This is a genomic window from Streptococcus parasanguinis (genome assembly GCF_001073155.1).
Classification (GTDB): Bacteria; Bacillota; Bacilli; order Lactobacillales; family Streptococcaceae; genus Streptococcus; species Streptococcus parasanguinis_D.
Genome location: NZ_JVEE01000035.1, coordinates 11,269 through 27,911, shown reverse-complemented (window position 1 = coordinate 27,911; position 16,643 = coordinate 11,269). Strand labels below are relative to the sequence as shown.

General features: G+C 43.1%; 13 protein-coding genes. 2 read left to right on the top strand and 11 right to left on the bottom strand.

Features of this window, described 5'->3' with window-relative positions:
• Positions 1-315: 315 nt before the first annotated feature.
• The 6 genes from ADH92_RS05750 to ADH92_RS05725 form a co-directional block, all read right to left on the bottom strand.
• The gene (locus ADH92_RS05750; protein WP_049497753.1) at positions 316-2,076 is read right to left on the bottom strand and encodes an ABC transporter ATP-binding protein; all 1,761 of its coding nucleotides are present in this window, start codon (positions 2,074-2,076) and stop codon (positions 316-318) included.
• The gene (locus ADH92_RS05745; RefSeq protein WP_021153784.1) at positions 2,069-3,871 is read right to left on the bottom strand and encodes an ABC transporter ATP-binding protein; all 1,803 of its coding nucleotides are present in this window, start codon (positions 3,869-3,871) and stop codon (positions 2,069-2,071) included. Before ADH92_RS05745 ends, ADH92_RS05750 begins: the two co-directional genes overlap by 8 nt.
• Complete coding sequence (locus tag ADH92_RS05740) at positions 3,868-4,314, bottom strand: MarR family winged helix-turn-helix transcriptional regulator (RefSeq protein WP_021153785.1); 447 nt, start codon at positions 4,312-4,314, stop codon at positions 3,868-3,870. The genes ADH92_RS05745 and ADH92_RS05740 overlap by 4 nt, the downstream gene beginning before the upstream one ends.
• A gap of 135 nt (positions 4,315-4,449) precedes the next feature.
• Positions 4,450-4,860 (bottom strand): peptide deformylase, encoded by a 411-nt coding sequence (locus ADH92_RS05735; RefSeq protein ID WP_049497831.1) that lies wholly within the window; start codon positions 4,858-4,860, stop codon positions 4,450-4,452.
• Positions 4,861-5,107: 247 nt separating this feature from the next.
• A complete protein-coding gene (gene scrK, locus ADH92_RS05730) occupies positions 5,108-6,007 on the bottom strand; it encodes a fructokinase ScrK (protein ID WP_003016958.1) in 900 nt (299 codons plus the stop codon).
• Between the two features lie 158 nt (positions 6,008-6,165).
• Positions 6,166-8,085 carry a sucrose-specific PTS transporter subunit IIBC gene (locus ADH92_RS05725; protein ID WP_049488561.1) on the bottom strand — a complete coding sequence of 640 codons (1,920 nt, stop codon included), beginning with the start codon at positions 8,083-8,085 and terminating at the stop codon, positions 6,166-6,168.
• Between the two features lie 377 nt (positions 8,086-8,462).
• On the opposite strand from ADH92_RS05725, the gene ADH92_RS05720 reads away from it, so the two are divergent.
• Entirely contained in the window at positions 8,463-9,917 is a 1,455-nt protein-coding gene (locus ADH92_RS05720) for a sucrose-6-phosphate hydrolase (RefSeq protein WP_049497749.1), read from the top strand.
• Entirely contained in the window at positions 9,898-10,863 is a 966-nt protein-coding gene (locus ADH92_RS05715) for a LacI family DNA-binding transcriptional regulator (protein ID WP_049497747.1), read from the top strand. The genes ADH92_RS05720 and ADH92_RS05715 overlap by 20 nt, the downstream gene beginning before the upstream one ends.
• 70 nt (positions 10,864-10,933) lie before the next feature.
• On the opposite strand, the gene nusB is transcribed toward ADH92_RS05715, so the two are convergent.
• From nusB to uvrA, 5 genes are all read right to left on the bottom strand, one after another.
• Positions 10,934-11,365 (bottom strand): transcription antitermination factor NusB, encoded by a 432-nt coding sequence (gene nusB, locus ADH92_RS05710; protein WP_003008602.1) that lies wholly within the window; start codon positions 11,363-11,365, stop codon positions 10,934-10,936.
• Positions 11,358-11,747, bottom strand: a complete 390-nt coding sequence (locus ADH92_RS05705) for an Asp23/Gls24 family envelope stress response protein (RefSeq protein ID WP_003005404.1) — start codon at positions 11,745-11,747, stop codon at positions 11,358-11,360. The genes nusB and ADH92_RS05705 overlap by 8 nt, the downstream gene beginning before the upstream one ends.
• A 36-nt stretch (positions 11,748-11,783) precedes the next feature.
• Positions 11,784-12,344, bottom strand: a complete 561-nt coding sequence (efp, locus tag ADH92_RS05700; protein ID WP_003005479.1) for an elongation factor P — start codon at positions 12,342-12,344, stop codon at positions 11,784-11,786.
• A gap of 290 nt (positions 12,345-12,634) precedes the next feature.
• Positions 12,635-13,702 carry a M24 family metallopeptidase gene (locus ADH92_RS05695; RefSeq protein ID WP_049490885.1) on the bottom strand — a complete coding sequence of 356 codons (1,068 nt, stop codon included), beginning with the start codon at positions 13,700-13,702 and terminating at the stop codon, positions 12,635-12,637.
• Positions 13,699-16,524, bottom strand: coding sequence for an excinuclease ABC subunit UvrA (gene uvrA / locus ADH92_RS05690; RefSeq protein WP_049497745.1), 2,826 nt, complete (start codon positions 16,522-16,524; stop codon positions 13,699-13,701). The genes ADH92_RS05695 and uvrA overlap by 4 nt, the downstream gene beginning before the upstream one ends.
• Positions 16,525-16,643 lie beyond the last annotated feature (119 nt).

Genomic DNA, 16,643 nt, shown 5'->3' with positions numbered 1-16,643 from the left:
CCTACTCAACTGTGCGGAGGTGGGACGACGAAATCGAATTCTAACGAATTACCGATTTCTGTCCCACTCTCATTTTTTCACTTTGTATGTTACGCCCTTTGTATCTTGTTGGAATTGCGACAGGACGAAGGTGGATCGATATTATCCACCTGAGGAGTTAGTGAGTCGTGTCGGCAAGGCACCATTGTGCTTTCCATTACACGAATTGAACACGCCCTAAATGCTGTGTGAAAAAGATAAATTCTCTTGTGAGCATGGCTCACTGCAAGAATTTCCTATTTTCACTTTGCATTTTACGGGCTTTGTATCTTGTTGTTACGCTACTTCTTCTGTGAATTGGCTATTGTAGAGATCGGCATAGAAGCCATTTTGGCTCATGAGTTCTTGGTGGTTTCCTTGCTCGATAATATTTCCATCTTTCATCACGAGAATCAGATCCGCATTACGAATAGTGGACAAGCGATGGGCAATGACAAAGGAGGTCCGGCCTTCCATGAGTTTGTCCATGGCTTTTTGAATCAACTCTTCTGTACGGGTATCGACAGATGAGGTTGCTTCATCCAAGATAAGAAGCGGAGCATCCTTCAAGAGGGCACGCGCAATGGTCAAGAGTTGCTTTTGACCCACGGACAAGGTCACTGAATCATCTAATACAGTATCATAGCCATTCGGCAAGGTCCGAATAAAGTGATGGACCCCAACCGCTCGGGTTGCTGCTTCCACCGCTTCGTCTGAAATATCCGTTTGATTGAAGACCAGGTTTTCCCGAATGGTCCCCTCAAATAGCCAGGTATCTTGCAAGACCATCGAAAAGGCATCATGAACTTCTTCTAGGCTCATGGCCTTAGTATCCACACCATCGATGGTAATTTTACCAGCTTGAATGTCGTAAAAACGCATCAAGAGATTGACCATGGTCGTCTTACCTGCACCTGTCGGACCAACAATGGCCACCTTCTGTCCTGGCTTAGCTTCAGCTGTAAAGTCATGGATAATAGTCTTATCTGGTGAATAACCAAAGCGAACATGTTCAAAGGTAACATGACCTTTTGGCACTTCCAATTGGCGTGTTTTTTGGGATTCATCTTCCATTTCTTCTTCGTCTAAGAATTCAAAGACACGCCCCATAGCAGCACTAGCTGATTGCAATTGGGTAATGCCTTGAGCCATTTGACTAATTGGTTGGGTAAAGATGCGGACATAGGTCATAAAGGCAACAATGGTCCCGATGGTAATGTCTCCATTAATGGTGAGGACAGCCCCAACGATACAGACCATGACATAGCCGAAATTCCCTACAAACTGCATCAAGGGCATCATGATCCCAGAGAAGAATTGGGATTTCCACATGCTATGGTACAAATCTTGGTTGATGGCATCAAAATGATTTTTGGCTTGGTGACGGCCATTGTAGGAAATGACGATATTGTGGCCACTATAGATTTCTTCAACATAACCTGAAACTTTGGCAAGGTTGTCCTGTTGTTGCTTAAAGAGAGGCTGGCTCTTGACCATAATGATGCTGGAAAGAGCAAAACCTGCAAAGACGGACACAATCGCTGTCACCGCCAAGTGCCAGTCCGTCTTAAACATCATAAGGATGGAGCCAATCAATAAGACAATAGAAGAGACCATTTGAACCAAGCTTTGGTTAAAGGATTGGGTCATCAAATCCACGTCATTGGTCACACGAGACAAGGTATCTCCTTGTTCATGGCTATCAAAATATTGGAGGGGCACGCGATTGATCTTCTCAGCAATGGCATTGCGCAAGCGTTCTGCAAAGCGCTGAATCATGGTTGAGATAATGAAACTACTGCTGTAGGACACCAGTGCTCCAACTCCATAAAGGATGGCTAAGGTCAGGGCAATCGAAGTGATCTTATCAATATCAATGGCGCCTCCCATCCCTTTTGTAATGGTATCTGTAATTTCTTTTAACTTATCCGGTCCAATAACCGTGATTACACTCGATACGATCGAAAAGAGGATAGCAATTAGGAAAAATAGGTGGAAGCCCTTCAAATAGGGAGAAAGTTGGCTCCAAAGGGATGTTTTTTGTTTTGTCTTATGCATGTTCCAACTCCTCCTTAGATAATTGTGAATAGGCAATTTCTTGATAGACTTCATTGGTCGCAAGCAATTCCTTGTGGGTACCTTGACCGACGACCTTCCCTTGATCCAAGACCAAAATCAAATCTGCATCCATAATAGTCGAAATCCGTTGGGCAACGATCAATTTGGTCGTATCTGCAAGCTCTTCTTTCAAGGCTTGTCGCAGGATCCGATCTGTTTTATAATCTAGAGCTGAGAAGGAATCATCAAAGATGAGGATCTCAGGTTTGCGAGCCAGGGCCCGTGCAATGGCCAAGCGTTGCCGTTGACCGCCAGAGAAGTTGCTTCCTCCTTGCGCTACTTCTGTATCCAAGCCTTTTTCTTTTGCGGCCACAAACTCTTTGGCTTGGGCCAATTCAAGAGCTTTCCAGATGGCTTCATCCTCTAATTTTCCTTGACTACTTTCTCCAAATTCCATATTGGAGCGAATAGTGCCGCTAAAGAGCACTGCTTTTTGGGGAATATAGCCGACTTTATTATTCAGTTCTTGGTGGCTATAATTCTTGACATTGATGCCATCCACTAAGATCTTTCCTTCTGTTGCATCGTAAAAGCGCGGAATCAAGTTGACCAAAGTGGATTTCCCAGAACCGGTTGATCCGATGAAGGCAACGGTTTGTCCTTTCTGAGCTGAGAAGGTCACATGTTCAATCACAGCACGGGAAGTCCGTCCATATCGGAAGGAAACATCTTGAAATTCAACGGTACCCTCTTGGCCTGTTGTTTCTTTTGACTCACTTGGGAAGGCTACAGACGGCTCTAAAGCTAAGACCTGGTTGATTCGTTTGGCAGATACCAAGGCACGAGGAAGAATAATCAAGATGGCCACCATCATCATAAAGCCAACGACAACCTGCATGGCGTAAGAGGAGAAGGTGATCATATCGGAGAAGACCTTGGTCCGATCCGCTAATGCAGGACTGGTGAAGATCTTTGTAGGATCTTTTGGCATGGCGATATCATTGATCAAGTGCGCCCCAATCCAGTAGATAGCAAGGGTCAACCCACTTGATACCACTGTCATGACAGGGTTCATCAAAGACATCAAACGATAAACAAAGAGATTTAGACGGGTTAAGCCCTTGTTTTCAGCCTGGAATTTCTCATTTTGATAAGCTTCTGCATTGTAGGCGCGAACCACTCGCACCCCAGTCAAACTCTCCCGTGTCGTCGCATTCAAAGCATCGGTCAAACCTTGAACCTTTTGCTGGCGCGGAAAGGCAATAAGAACCAGAACAGAGAGAAGAATCAAGACCATCAAGACCGCAATCCCAACAGACGTTGTCCAGGCACTGCTCTTCCCCCAAATCTTGGTCAGAGCCCAAATCGCCATAATGGGACCACGCGTCACAACTTGCATCCCCATGACAATCATGATTTGTAACTGGGTCAAATCATTGGTTGTACGAGTCAAGAGAGAGGGAACGGAGAATTTCTTGATCTCGGCATCAGAGTAATCCATCACTTGATGGAAAATCTCTCCTCGAAGTCGCGTCGTAAAGCTGGCAGCGACTCTTGAAGCCAAAAAGCCCACAAAAACTGCCATCAAAAAGCTTCCAAAAGAGAAGAGCAACATCTTGCTTCCCGGATCCATAATATCAGAAACCTTGGTCCCATCCTTGGCTAAGAGGGTCGTGATATCGGATAAGTATTCAGGAGTCTTTAAATCCATCCAAACAGCCAGACAGATAAAGACCGTACTAAGGGCAATCATGCCCCATTCTTTGGCAGTTAACCGCCGAAATATATTGATCATTCCTCGCTCCTTTTTTTCATATTCTCATAAAATTGATGCATGACCCTGAAAAAGATGGCCAATTCTTCTTCTGATACACCAGCCATCATATCCTGGTCCACTTCTTCAAAGAATTGTTTCATGTCATTCAATTTATCTTTTACACTGTCTGTTAGGTAGACATACTTGGCCCGTTTATCGGTTGGACTAGGCTCTAGATAAATAAAGCCATTTTTCTCCATGCGCTTGATCAGGTTACTCGTCACGGATTTTGAGATATGAAGTTCCTGCTCAACATCCCGAATCAAGGTCACTTTTCCCTCCTTTTCACGATGAGATAAAAAGCCCAATACCTGACCTTGGGGTCCTGCGCTAAATTCAAGCCCTCTCTTCTTGGCCTCTCTTTCTACCATGAGGTGAATGAGATGACCGATTTTTTTAAATTCTAGTAAAGGTTTGTCCATCATTTCCTCCAAATAGTTCTCTTAAGAACTTTAAAGTTACTATGAGAACTATTTTAACACAAAAAAGATCCCTGTCAAGAAAAAAGTTTCCATAAGAACTAAAAAAAGGAGCCGAATCGACTCCATCCTTCATCTTTAGATAATAATGCCTTCTAGATGATCCATTTCATGCTGACAGATCTGGGCCGGAAAGCCTGACAAATGAATTGTTTTTGCTTTCCAATTCATATCTCGATAGGCCACTGAAATCTCCTCATAACGAGTGGTCGGCCGACTCCCCACCAAGGACAAGCATCCTTCCTCTGTTTGGTAAGGCTTTTTCTTTTCAAGGAGAACCGGATTAAACAGGACCAAATTTTCACTTCCCATTCGGATGATAATCGCTCGCTTTTTCACCCCGATCATATTGGCTGCTAAACCGACACACTCAAGGAGATGAGCATTTAAGGTGTCCTGCAAATCCAAAGCCAAGGTGCGATCCTCAGGTATCGCTTCTTCTGACTTTTGACCCAAGAATAAGACATCTTTTACAATATTCTTTTTCATTCCTTCCTCACTTCTTGATAGATAGACGAAAGAAGAGAGTGGGACAGAAATCGGTAATTCGTTAGAATTGGATTTCATCGTCCCACCTCCGCACAGTTGAGTAGGGCTGTAAAAGCTGATGAAATCGGCGTAGTAGAGCCCACTCAACCACTGCGTCTTGCTCGACAATCCAAAAATAATTGAGAGGCTAGGACTTTTGTCCCAGCCTCCTCGCTCTTGTTTCTAACCTCTAAGAGACAATTGCTGCTTATTTTTTAAGCTTTTCGCTCACTTCTTTTGCAAGGACAAAGTTCCCCAAGGTCGCTGAACCATTGCCGGCAACTGCAGGTGTCACAATATAATCTCTCACATCAGGTACAGGGAGGTAACCGTTCAAGAGGGCAGTAAATTTCGTGCGAACACGATCTAACATATGTTGTTGAGCCATGACTCCTCCTCCAAAGACAATGACGTCTGGGCGGAAGGTAACTGTCGCATTCACCGCTGCTTGTGCGATGTAGTAGGCTTGAATATCCCATACATTGCTGTTGAGTTCAATGTTTTCCCCACGAATACCTGTACGAGCTTCCAGACTAGGACCAGCCGCAAAGCCTTCCAAACAGCCATTGTGGAAAGGACAAACACCCTTGAATTCTTTTTCTACATCCATTGGGTGTTGGGCCACATAGTAGTGCCCCATTTCTGGGTGTCCAGCTCCCCCGATAAACTCACCACGTTGGATGACACCAGCTCCGATTCCTGTTCCGATTGTATAGTAAACCAAGTTTTCGATATGACCACCCGCGTTATTGCGTGCGACCACTTCTCCATAGGCAGAACTATTCACATCTGTCGTGAAATAGATAGGTACATTCAAGGCACGTCGGAAAGCCCCAACGATATCTACATTGGCCCAATTTGGTTTTGGAGTCGTTGTGATGAAACCATAAGTGTTTGAATTTGGATCGATATCAATTGGTCCAAATGATCCAATCGCAAGCCCAACTAGATCCTCAAATTTTGAGAAAAATTCAATACACTTATCAATCGTCTCAATTGGCTTGGTTGTTGGAAATTGTACTTTTTCCACAACATTATAGTTTTCATCACCAACTGCACAAACAAATTTTGTACCGCCAGCTTCCAAACTTCCATATAATTTTGTCATGTTGGCTCCTTTTTTATTATGAAAAATATCCTGTATTTATTATAGCATATTTTGTAGTCAATCTTTTTCTCTTCTCTAAAGAAAAAACACACTTTTTTTGAGAAATAAAATTCAAGGACTGGAGATGATAGACCAGTCCTTGAGAACTTATTTTTCGATTAAGCTTTGACTTCGATGATCGCATCACCCTTCGCAACAGATCCAGTTGCAACAGGTGTGACAGAAGCAAAGTCAGCTGTGTTAGTGACGATCACCATAGTTGTGTCTTCAAGACCAGCTGCGGCAATTTTCGCTGCATCAAATGTACCAAGGACTTCACCAGCTTTGACTTTATCGCCTTGAGCTACTTTTTGATCAAATCCTTCACCATTCATTGATACTGTATCAATCCCAACGTGGATCAAGATTTCAGCACCATTAGCTGTTTTCAAACCGTAAGCATGTCCAGTCGCAAAAGCAATAGTTACTTCCGCATCTGCTGGTGCATAGACAACGCCTTCAGTTGGTTTGATAGCAATCCCTTGTCCCATCGCTCCACTTGAGAAGACAGGATCATTCACATCAGACAAAGCAACAGCTTGACCAACGATCGGAGAGATAATGGTTTCGTCTTGAAGAGATGCTGGAAGAGCTCCAGTTGTTTCTTCTTCAATAATAGCTTCTGCTTCTTTGTCCTCTGCAGGAACTGATGAAGCTTCATCTTCATAACCAAACATATAAGTCAAACCGAAACTTAGGGCAGTTGTAAATACAACCATAAATACATATTTCAATAATTGACCGTTTAGATAGAGAAGCGTTCCTGGAATAATTGTAATACCAAATCCTGTACCAGCAAGATTTAACATAGATGCAATCCAACCACCTACTGCACCTGCTCCCAAAGCAATAACGAATGGTTTCACATAACGCAAGTTTACACCAAAGATTGCAGGCTCAGTAATACCTAACAAGGCAGAGATAGTTGCAGGAAATGCTAGAGCTTTCACTTTTTGAGATTTAGATTTCACTGCCACTGCTAAAGTAGCTCCAGCTTGTGCAGTCATAGCCGCTGTAATAATTGCATTAAATGGATCTTTTTTATCTGCAGTAATTAATTGTGATTCAAGAAGATTAAAGATATGATGGACGCCGGTAACGACAATCAACTGATGAACGCCACCAATAAGAAGACCTGCAAGACCAAATGGTAAATTCAAAATAAACTTAGTTACATTTAGTACATATTCTTCGATACTGTGGAAGAATGGACCAATAATAAACAAAGCGAGGAATGACATGATTGTCAATGTGAATAATGGAACCAATAACAAATCTAAGACATCTGGAATTTTCTTATGGAGCCACTTTTCAAGTTTCGCACCAATTAGACCAACGAAGAAAGCGGGAAGAACTGAGTTCTGGAATCCAACCACATGATGGAAGATACCAAAGTATGTTGCTGCTTTAGAAGGATCTTCCGCTACAACCCACGCATTTGGAAGTGTCGGACTAACCATCATCAAACCAATTACAATCCCAAGAACAGGATTTCCTCCGAATACTCGGAATGCAGACCATGAAATCAAGGCTGGGAAGAAGGCAAACGCGGTATCAGTTAAAATTGTTGAATAGGTATAAAAATCAGTAGATTTAAATGCATCTGCTGTTGTGCCAAACAAAGCCAAAACCTGGTCTTGAGCAATGGCACCACGAATCCCCATAAACAATCCAGTCGCAACAATTGCTGGTAGAATTGGAACAAAAACGTCTCCAAAGGTACGGATCGCGCGTTGGAACCAGTTTCCTTGTTTAGCGGCTTCTGCTTTCATTTCATCTTTTGATGATGTTGGTAAGCCAAGAGCTACTACTTCATCATAGATCTTGTTTACAGTACCAGTACCAAAGATGATTTGGTATTGACCTGAGTTAAAGAAAGCACCTTGTACTTTTTCAATGTTCTCAACAACATCTTTGTTGATTTTTGATTCATCTTTTACCATCACGCGAAGACGAGTCGCACAGTGAGCAACACTGCTAACGTTCTCAACCCCACCGATTGCATCGATGACCTGCTTTGCAATTTCTGTATTTGACATTTTGCAAAAATCTCCTTATTTTTTGTAATGTAAACGGTTAAATCGTTTCTACGTTTTTAATTGTACCACGTATTGAAAATATGTCAAGCGTTTTGCAGGATTTTTTTGAAACTTTTTTGGACTTTTTGACACCTTTTGACAGTATGAAACTATTTTCATTTTAAAACAGGCCTGTACTACGCTTTTTAGCACTTTAAATCAGACTTTTATTTTCATTTTCTTTCATATTTTCATAAATTTTCAACTTCTCCTCTTTTCTTCAGGCTGCAAAATAGCTGTCAATCGTTTGACATTTTTTGCCATTTTTTTCATTTATTGCTTGCATTTTTAATAGGAAATCGTTACTATGGAAGTAAGAAAAAATTCGGAGGAATAAAATGGAATGGACAACTGAACGTCGTTACAGACGTTACGAAGACTGGACAACAGAGGAAAAGCAAGCCATCCAAGATCATATGGCCAAATCTCCTTGGCATACACACTATCATGTTGAGCCAAAAGCAGGTCTCTTAAATGATCCTAACGGTTTTTCCTACTTTGATGGAAAATGGATCTTGTTTTACCAAAATTTCCCATTTGGTGCCGCCCATGGGTTAAAATCATGGGTACAAACAGAAAGTGAAGACTTGGTTCATTTCAAAGAAACTGGGGTAACGCTTTTTCCAGACACTGAACTGGATAGCCATGGCGCTTATTCCGGATCAGCCATGCAGTTTGGTGACAAACTATTCTTATTCTACACCGGAAATGTTCGTGATGCAGAATGGGTTCGTCATCCTTACCAAGTCGGTGCTTTGATGGACAAGGACGGAAAGATTGAAAAAATTGACAAAATCTTGATTGATCAACCGGCTGACTCTACGGATCACTTCCGTGACCCACAGATTTTTAATTTCAAGGGTCAATTCTACGCTATCGTTGGCGGTCAAGACCTTGAGAAGAAAGGATTCATCCGTCTCTATAAGGCTGTAGATAACGACTATACCAACTGGGTTGCAGTCGGTGACTTGGATTTTGCAAATGACCGGACAGCTTATATGATGGAATGTCCCAACCTCGTCTTTGTTGGAGACCAACCCATTCTCCTCTACTGCCCTCAAGGCTTAGATAAATCAGTTCTCGATTATGACAATATCTATCCAAATATGTACAAGATCGGGGCAAGCTTTGACCCAGAAAAGGCCAAAATGGTGGATGTATCTGAATTGCATAATCTCGACTATGGTTTTGAAGCCTATGCAACTCAAGGATTCAATGCCCCCGATGGACGTGCCTATGCTGTCAGCTGGCTAGGTCTTCCTGATGTTTCTTATCCAACAGATTCCTATGACTATCAAGGAGCTCTCTCACTGGTCAAAGAATTAACCATCAAAGACGGAAAACTCTACCAATACCCAGTCGAAGCCATCAAGGACTTGCGCGCTGAGGGTGAGGCATTTGCCAACAAGGCACAAACCAAGAACTGCTATGAATTGGAATTGCAGTTTGAAAAAGATAGCCAAAACGAAATCGTCCTCTTTGCAGATGCAGAAGGAAAGGGCTTAGCTCTCTCATTCGATCTCTCTAAGGGATTAGTCACAGTCGATCGTAGCCAGGCAGGTGAGCAATATGCCCAAGAATTCGGTACGAGCCGTAGCTGCCCAATCGCTAACCAAGCCACAACCGCTAATATTTTCATTGACAATTCAATTTTTGAAATCTTTATCAATAAAGGAGAAAAAGTATTTTCTGGTCGGGTCTACCCACATGCGGATCAAAATGGAATATTGATCAAGTCTGGAAACCCTACTGGAACTTACTACGAACTTGATTATGGTCGCAAAGCTAACTGATGTCGCCAAACTCGCCGGTGTCAGCCCTACTACTGTCTCACGGGTCATCAATAAAAAAGGATACCTGTCTGAAAAAACGATCCAAAAAGTCCAAGAAGCCATGCGAGAATTGGGCTATAAACCTAACAATGTTGCTCGTAGCCTCCAAGGAAAATCAGCCAAGTTAGTCGGCTTGATCTTTCCCAACATCAGCAATGTTTTCTATGCTGAATTAATCGACAAACTAGAGCACCAACTCTTCAAACACGGCTATAAAACCATCATCTGCAATAGTGAACACGACTCCGAAAAAGAGCGCGAATATATTGAGATGTTGGAGGCTAACCAGGTAGATGGCATCATTTCAGGAAGTCATAATTTGGGCATTGAAGATTACAACCGGGTAACTGCTCCTATCATTGCTTTTGACCGCAACCTCTCCCCAGAAATTCCGGTTGTCTCTTCAGACAACTACGCTGGCGGGGTGCTTGCAGCAGAAACTTTAGTAAAAACCAGAGCCCGAAAGATTATCATGATCACAGGGAATGACAACTCCAACTCCCCAACAGGCTTGCGTCATGCGGGGTTTGCATCGGTTCTACCTGAGTCCATGATCATTAATGTTTCCAGTGATTTCTCCCCTATTCGCAAAGAAATGGAAATCAAACAGATTTTAACCCACCACAAACCAGATGCCATTTTCGCCTCCGATGATTTGACGGCGATCTTGATCATGAAAGTCGCTAGAGAATTAGATATTCAGATTCCCCAGGATTTGAAAGTGATTGGTTATGATGGAACCCAGTTCATTGAGACCTATACACCTGAACTGACAACCATCCAACAACCCCTCGAAGACATTGCTATCCTCATGGTGGATCTTTTACTCCAAAAGATCGAAGGAAAAAAAGTAGCGACTACCGGTTATTTCTTGCCCGTTAGTCTCCACTCTGGAAAAAGTGTCTAAAAGCAGTATCCCCTCAGTAGAAACTGTGGGGATATTTTTCACAAAAAAAGAGCCATCGGCTCTTTTTTAATTATTCTTCTGTCACAAATTGACTGAGGACACCGTTGACAAATCGTGAAGAGGTTTCATCTGAAAAGGCCTTGGCCAATTCCACCGCTTCATTGACTGCGACGATCTGTGGTGTATCAAACTCTGTCATTTCGTAAATTCCCAGACGAAGGATGTTTTTCTCTACCAAGGTCAAGCGCTCAACAGTCCAGCCGGTTTTCAAATGTTGACCGATTTGCTGGTCCAGTTGATCTTTGGATTGGTAGACACCCGTCACGAGATTCATGAGAAAGGCAGGAAGATCGACTTCTTTGTCTTCTGCTAGGTCCTTATCATGTAGATAAGCAAAACGACAAGCTTCAACAATGTCTCCATCGTATTCCAAGGCCATCAAGGCTTGGAAGGCGCGCTCACGCAAATCTCGACGTGATTCTAATAAAATTTCATCAGTCATTGAGGAAGTCCTCATTAAACAAATCTTTCAAGTCTGGTTTTGGAGATTTTTCCGTTGCGATACCAACAACGTGAATGTTGACAGCATCCAAGGTTACATCTGCCATATCATAAACTGCAGACTTGACCGCTTTTTGAATGGCTACAGCGACAGATGGTACAGCCACTCCATATTCTAAATAGAGATAGATGTCTACTGAAACTTGACCATCTTCTTCTGTATGAAGGTAGACGCCACGTCCAAGGGAGCGTTTGGATAAGCTATCTGAAACACTCTTGTTTTCAAGCGAATAGACACCCTCTACTTTTGCTGTCGCAATCGCAATAATTTTTTCTAATACACGTGGTGCAATAACGATGTCACCAAATTGTTCAGTTGCCATAGAAGTTCCTTTCTATTTGACACCCTGAGATGTCTCTTATGCACGAGAAACGTAAGTTCCTTCAGTAGTGTTAATGACCAATTTTTGTCCAGCTTCGATGAAGTCAGGAACGTTTACGACCAAACCAGTTTCCATTGTAGCAGGTTTACCAGAACCAGTCACTGTAGCACCTTTGATAGATGGTTGAGTTTCTGCAACAGTCAATTCAACAGTTGTAGGAACTGTTACACCGATGACTTCGCTTCCGTAGAATTGAATTTTTACTTCTGAGTTTTCAAGGATATAAAGCAATTCTTGTTCTACATTCACAACTGGAATTTCATATTGGTCATATGTTTCAGTGTTCATGAAGTAGGCTGTATCATCCATTTTGTACAAGTATTGAGCTGGAACAGTTTCGATAATCGCTTGTTCAAATTTTTCTTCTGGACGGTAGCTTGTATCAAATGTTGAACCAGTACGGACATCACGCAATTTCATACGCATGATAGTATTTCCTTTACCTGGTTTGTGGTGGCTAGCTTCCAAAACGCGGATCAATTTTCCGTCAGCTGTTTCAAAAGTCATACCAGCTTTCAATTTACTTGCTTCGATCATGTTTTATTACCTCTTTTTTAAAAATAGATTACTCTTTATTGTAACACACTATTTGATTTTTCTCAAACAGCAATTACCTCTTTTGGAGAAGAAAGGATTGCTATGGACCGCCCCTGATCCATCCACATCCAAATTACCCTTTGCTTCTTTCGTGTTTTGTTCTGTTAGTTCCTATACCAAAATGGATAGGGCTCCAAATAAGATGTCAGGGAGAAGAACTCCTCTACAATTCATTTCATAGTCTTCTCTTCACATCTCTGTCTAAACAGAAGTTAAGAGAAACGTATATTTTAAAGGACAATCAATTCTTTAGGAGCAAGAGTCAAGACTTCACAACCTGTTTCTGTGATCAAAAGGTCATCTTCGATCCGCACACCAGAGAGACCTTCAATATAAATACCTGGCTCATCTGTTAAGACCATCCCTGCTTGAATCGCTTCTTTAGACGTTTGGCTGAAGTATGGTTCTTCGTGGATATCTAGCCCAATCCCATGACCGATTCCATGAGTAAAGTATTGACCATAGCCGGCTCTTTCGATCACATCACGTGGGATTTTATCAAAATCACGGAAGCCAAGTCCATCTTTAGCAGCATCAATCAAGGCTTGATTGGCTTTCAAAACGGTTTCGTAAATTTCTCTTTCCTTGTCGCTGACATGTCCTGCATAGATAGTCCGTGTCATATCGCTGACATAGTGGTTATACAAGCAACCAAAATCAAGGGTCAAGGCATCTCCTGCTGAAATCACCCGATCACTTGGAGTCGCGTGAGGCATGGCAGAGCGTTCACCAGCTGCCGAGATAATATCAAAAGATACACCAGAAGCTCCCAACTCCCGCATTCTAAAATCGAGGAAAGTTGCTGCTTCCAACTCTGTCGTTTTCCCTACCTTGATATAATCCAAAATATCACGGAAGGCTTGGTCAGAGATACTACAAGCTTTTTTAATGGCCGCAATCTCCGTTTCATCCTTAATCAAGCGCAATTCCATGACAAAATTCGCTAGGGATTGAAGGGTAATGCCACTGAAAACAGAAGCCATACGGGCATGGTAGGCTACCGTCACTTCGTCCTCAAAACCAAGTTCTTTGATTCCAAGGTCCTTAACGATCTCTGCAGCTGCAGTCAACTCATCGCGGGTTTCCACAATCTCTACAAAATGAAAACAAGTCGCATGGGCATGGATGGTGTAGCGCGAATCTGTAAAGAGTACCACACGTTCTTCTGTCACCAAAGCAGTTCCGTTTGAACCCCAGAAATTGGTCAAATAATAAACATTTTTCAAATTGTTAATCAATACTGCTTTGAGGTTTTGGGCTTTCATTTTGTTTCTTAAGTTGCTGATCCGTTGATTCATTGTAATTTTCCTTTCAAATATTGTCCTGTGTAGCTAGCAGGATTTGCTGCTACTTCTTCTGGTGTTCCGGTCGCAATAATGGTTCCACCACCGACACCACCTTCTGGTCCTAAATCGATGATATGGTCTGCTGTCTTAATAACATCTAAATTGTGCTCAATCACAAGTACTGTATTGCCATCATCCACAAAACGCTCTAAGACTTTGATCAAGCGAGAAATGTCTTCGGTATGGAGTCCGGTCGTTGGTTCATCCAAGATATAGAAGGATTTTCCTGTAGAGCGCTTGTGCAATTCAGAAGCCAACTTCATTCGCTGCGCTTCCCCACCTGAAAGGGTGGTCGCTGGTTGCCCCAGCGTTACATAGCCCAAGCCCACATCTTGGATGGTCTTGAGTTTGCGTTCAATTTTTGGAATGTGCTTGAAGAATTCAACCGCCTTATTGACCGTCATATCCAGCACTTCTGCAATATTTTTTTCCTTGTAGTGGACTTCGAGGGTCTCACTATTGTAACGACGTCCATGGCAGACCTCACAAGGAACAAAGACATCCGGCAAGAAGTGCATTTCAATCTTGATGATCCCATCTCCTGAGCAGGCTTCACAACGCCCGCCCTTGACATTGAAACTAAAGCGGCCTTTTTTATAGCCCCGAATTTTGGCTTCATTGGTCTGAGCAAAGAGATCGCGAATGTCATCGAAGACGCCTGTATAGGTCGCTGGATTGGAACGAGGAGTCCGGCCAATCGGGCTTTGGTCAATGTCGATCAAGCGATCGATATGCTCAATCCCCTGAATCGTCTTGTATTCCCCTGGTTTTTCCGAATTGCGGTTGAGCTTTTGAGCGATGGCTTTTTTCAAGATGCCATTGATCAATGTCGATTTTCCAGAACCGGAAACTCCAGTGACTGCGATAAATTTGCCCAGAGGAAAGCGCGCTGTGATGTCTTGTAAGTTATTCTCACTGGCTCCTGTTATTTCAATATAGTGGCCATTCCCTGAACGGCGTTCCGTTGGAACCGGAATCTTGCGCTTGCCGGACAAGTACTGACCTGTGATGGATTTGCTGTTGCGAGCCACCTGCTTTGGAGTTCCTGCTGCAACGATCTCTCCCCCAAAGACACCGGCACCTGGGCCGACGTCGATCAGGTAGTCTGCCTCTCTCATGGTATCTTCATCATGTTCGACGACGATCAAGGTGTTGCCTAAATCACGCATCTTCTTGAGACTGGCAATCAGGCGGTCATTGTCCCTTTGATGGAGGCCAATAGACGGCTCATCCAAGATATAAAGGACACCAGAGAGGTTGGAACCGATCTGGGTTGCCAAACGAATACGCTGGCTTTCTCCACCTGATAAGGTCCCAGCCGATCGTGACAGGGTCAAGTAATTGAGCCCCACATTGTTTAAGAAGGTCAAGCGATCCTTAATCTCTTTTAGGATCGGTCTTGCAATCGTAGCTTCATTGTCCGTTAAGACCAGTTGGTCCACGGCTTTTAAGTGGTCCGCAATCGATAGATCTGACACTTCCCCGATATGCATCCCCTTCTCCCCACCAACACGAACAGAAAGTGCTTGGTCATTGAGACGGTAGCCATGGCAGGTTGCACAGGTCAATTCGTTCATATAAGAGCGCATTTGGTTGCGGGTGAAATCACTATTGGTCTCACGAAAACGACGGTGAATGTTATTTACGACCCCTTCAAAAGGAATTTCGATATCCCGAACCCCACCAAACTCATTTTCATAGTGGAAGTGGAATTCCTTGCCATTTGACCCATAGAGGACCAAGTCCTTTTCTTCTTGAGAAAGATCGGAAAAAGGTCGGTCCATATCAATACCAAAATGGATCATGGCCTGCTCCAACATCTGAGGATAGTAGTTAGAAGAGATCGGATTCCAAGGAGCAAGTGCTCCTTCACGAAGGCTTAAGCGATCATCTGGCACCACCAAATCCAAGTCCACCTCTAGCTTAATACCCAGCCCATCACAGTCTGGACAAGATCCAAAAGGCGCATTGAAAGAAAAGAGACGGGGCTCTAATTCAGGAACGGTAAAGCCACAGACTGGACAAGCATAATGCTCCGAAAAGAGCAGTTCCTTTCCATCCATGGTATCAATCACCACATAACCGTCCGCTATCCGAAGGGCTGCCTCAATCGAATCAAAGAGACGCGAGCGGATGCCCTCTTTGATCACGATTCGGTCCACCACCACTTCAATCGTGTGCTGTTTGCTTTTAGACAGTTCTGGAACCTCTGTCACATCATAGATCTCACCGTCAACTCGAACCCGAACATAGCCGTCTTTTTGGACTTTTTCAATTATATTCTTGTGCTGGCCTTTTTTCTTGCGGATAATGGGAGCTAGAATTTGCAGGCGTTGGCGCTCTGGTAATTCCAAGACTTGATCGACAATTTGCTCAACCGAAGAAGCGGTAATAGCCCCATGTCCATTGATACAATAAGGCGTCCCTACACGCGCATAGAGCAGGCGCAGGTAGTCATTGATCTCTGTTGCCGTCCCCACTGTAGAACGTGGGTTTTTACTGGTCGTTTTTTGGTCGATGGAAATGGCTGGACTCAAGCCGTCAATAGAGTCGACATCTGGTTTTTCCATATTTCCCAAGAATTGCCGAGCATAGGCCGATAAGCTCTCCACATAGCGGCGCTGACCTTCTGCATAGAGAGTATCAAAGGCCAGACTGGACTTTCCAGAACCAGACAAACCCGTCACCACGACTAATTTGTCCCGTGGAATTTCCACGTCTATATTTTTTAAATTATGGGCGCGTGCCCCATGAATGACAATTTTATCTTGCATATTCTTACTCTAATCACCTTTTTGTTAACCTCCATTATAACAAATTTTTTAGTATTCTTTTATCCAAAACCGTCCTTTTTCTGATATAATGTTAAGGTGTAAAAAAACAAGGGGAGGCA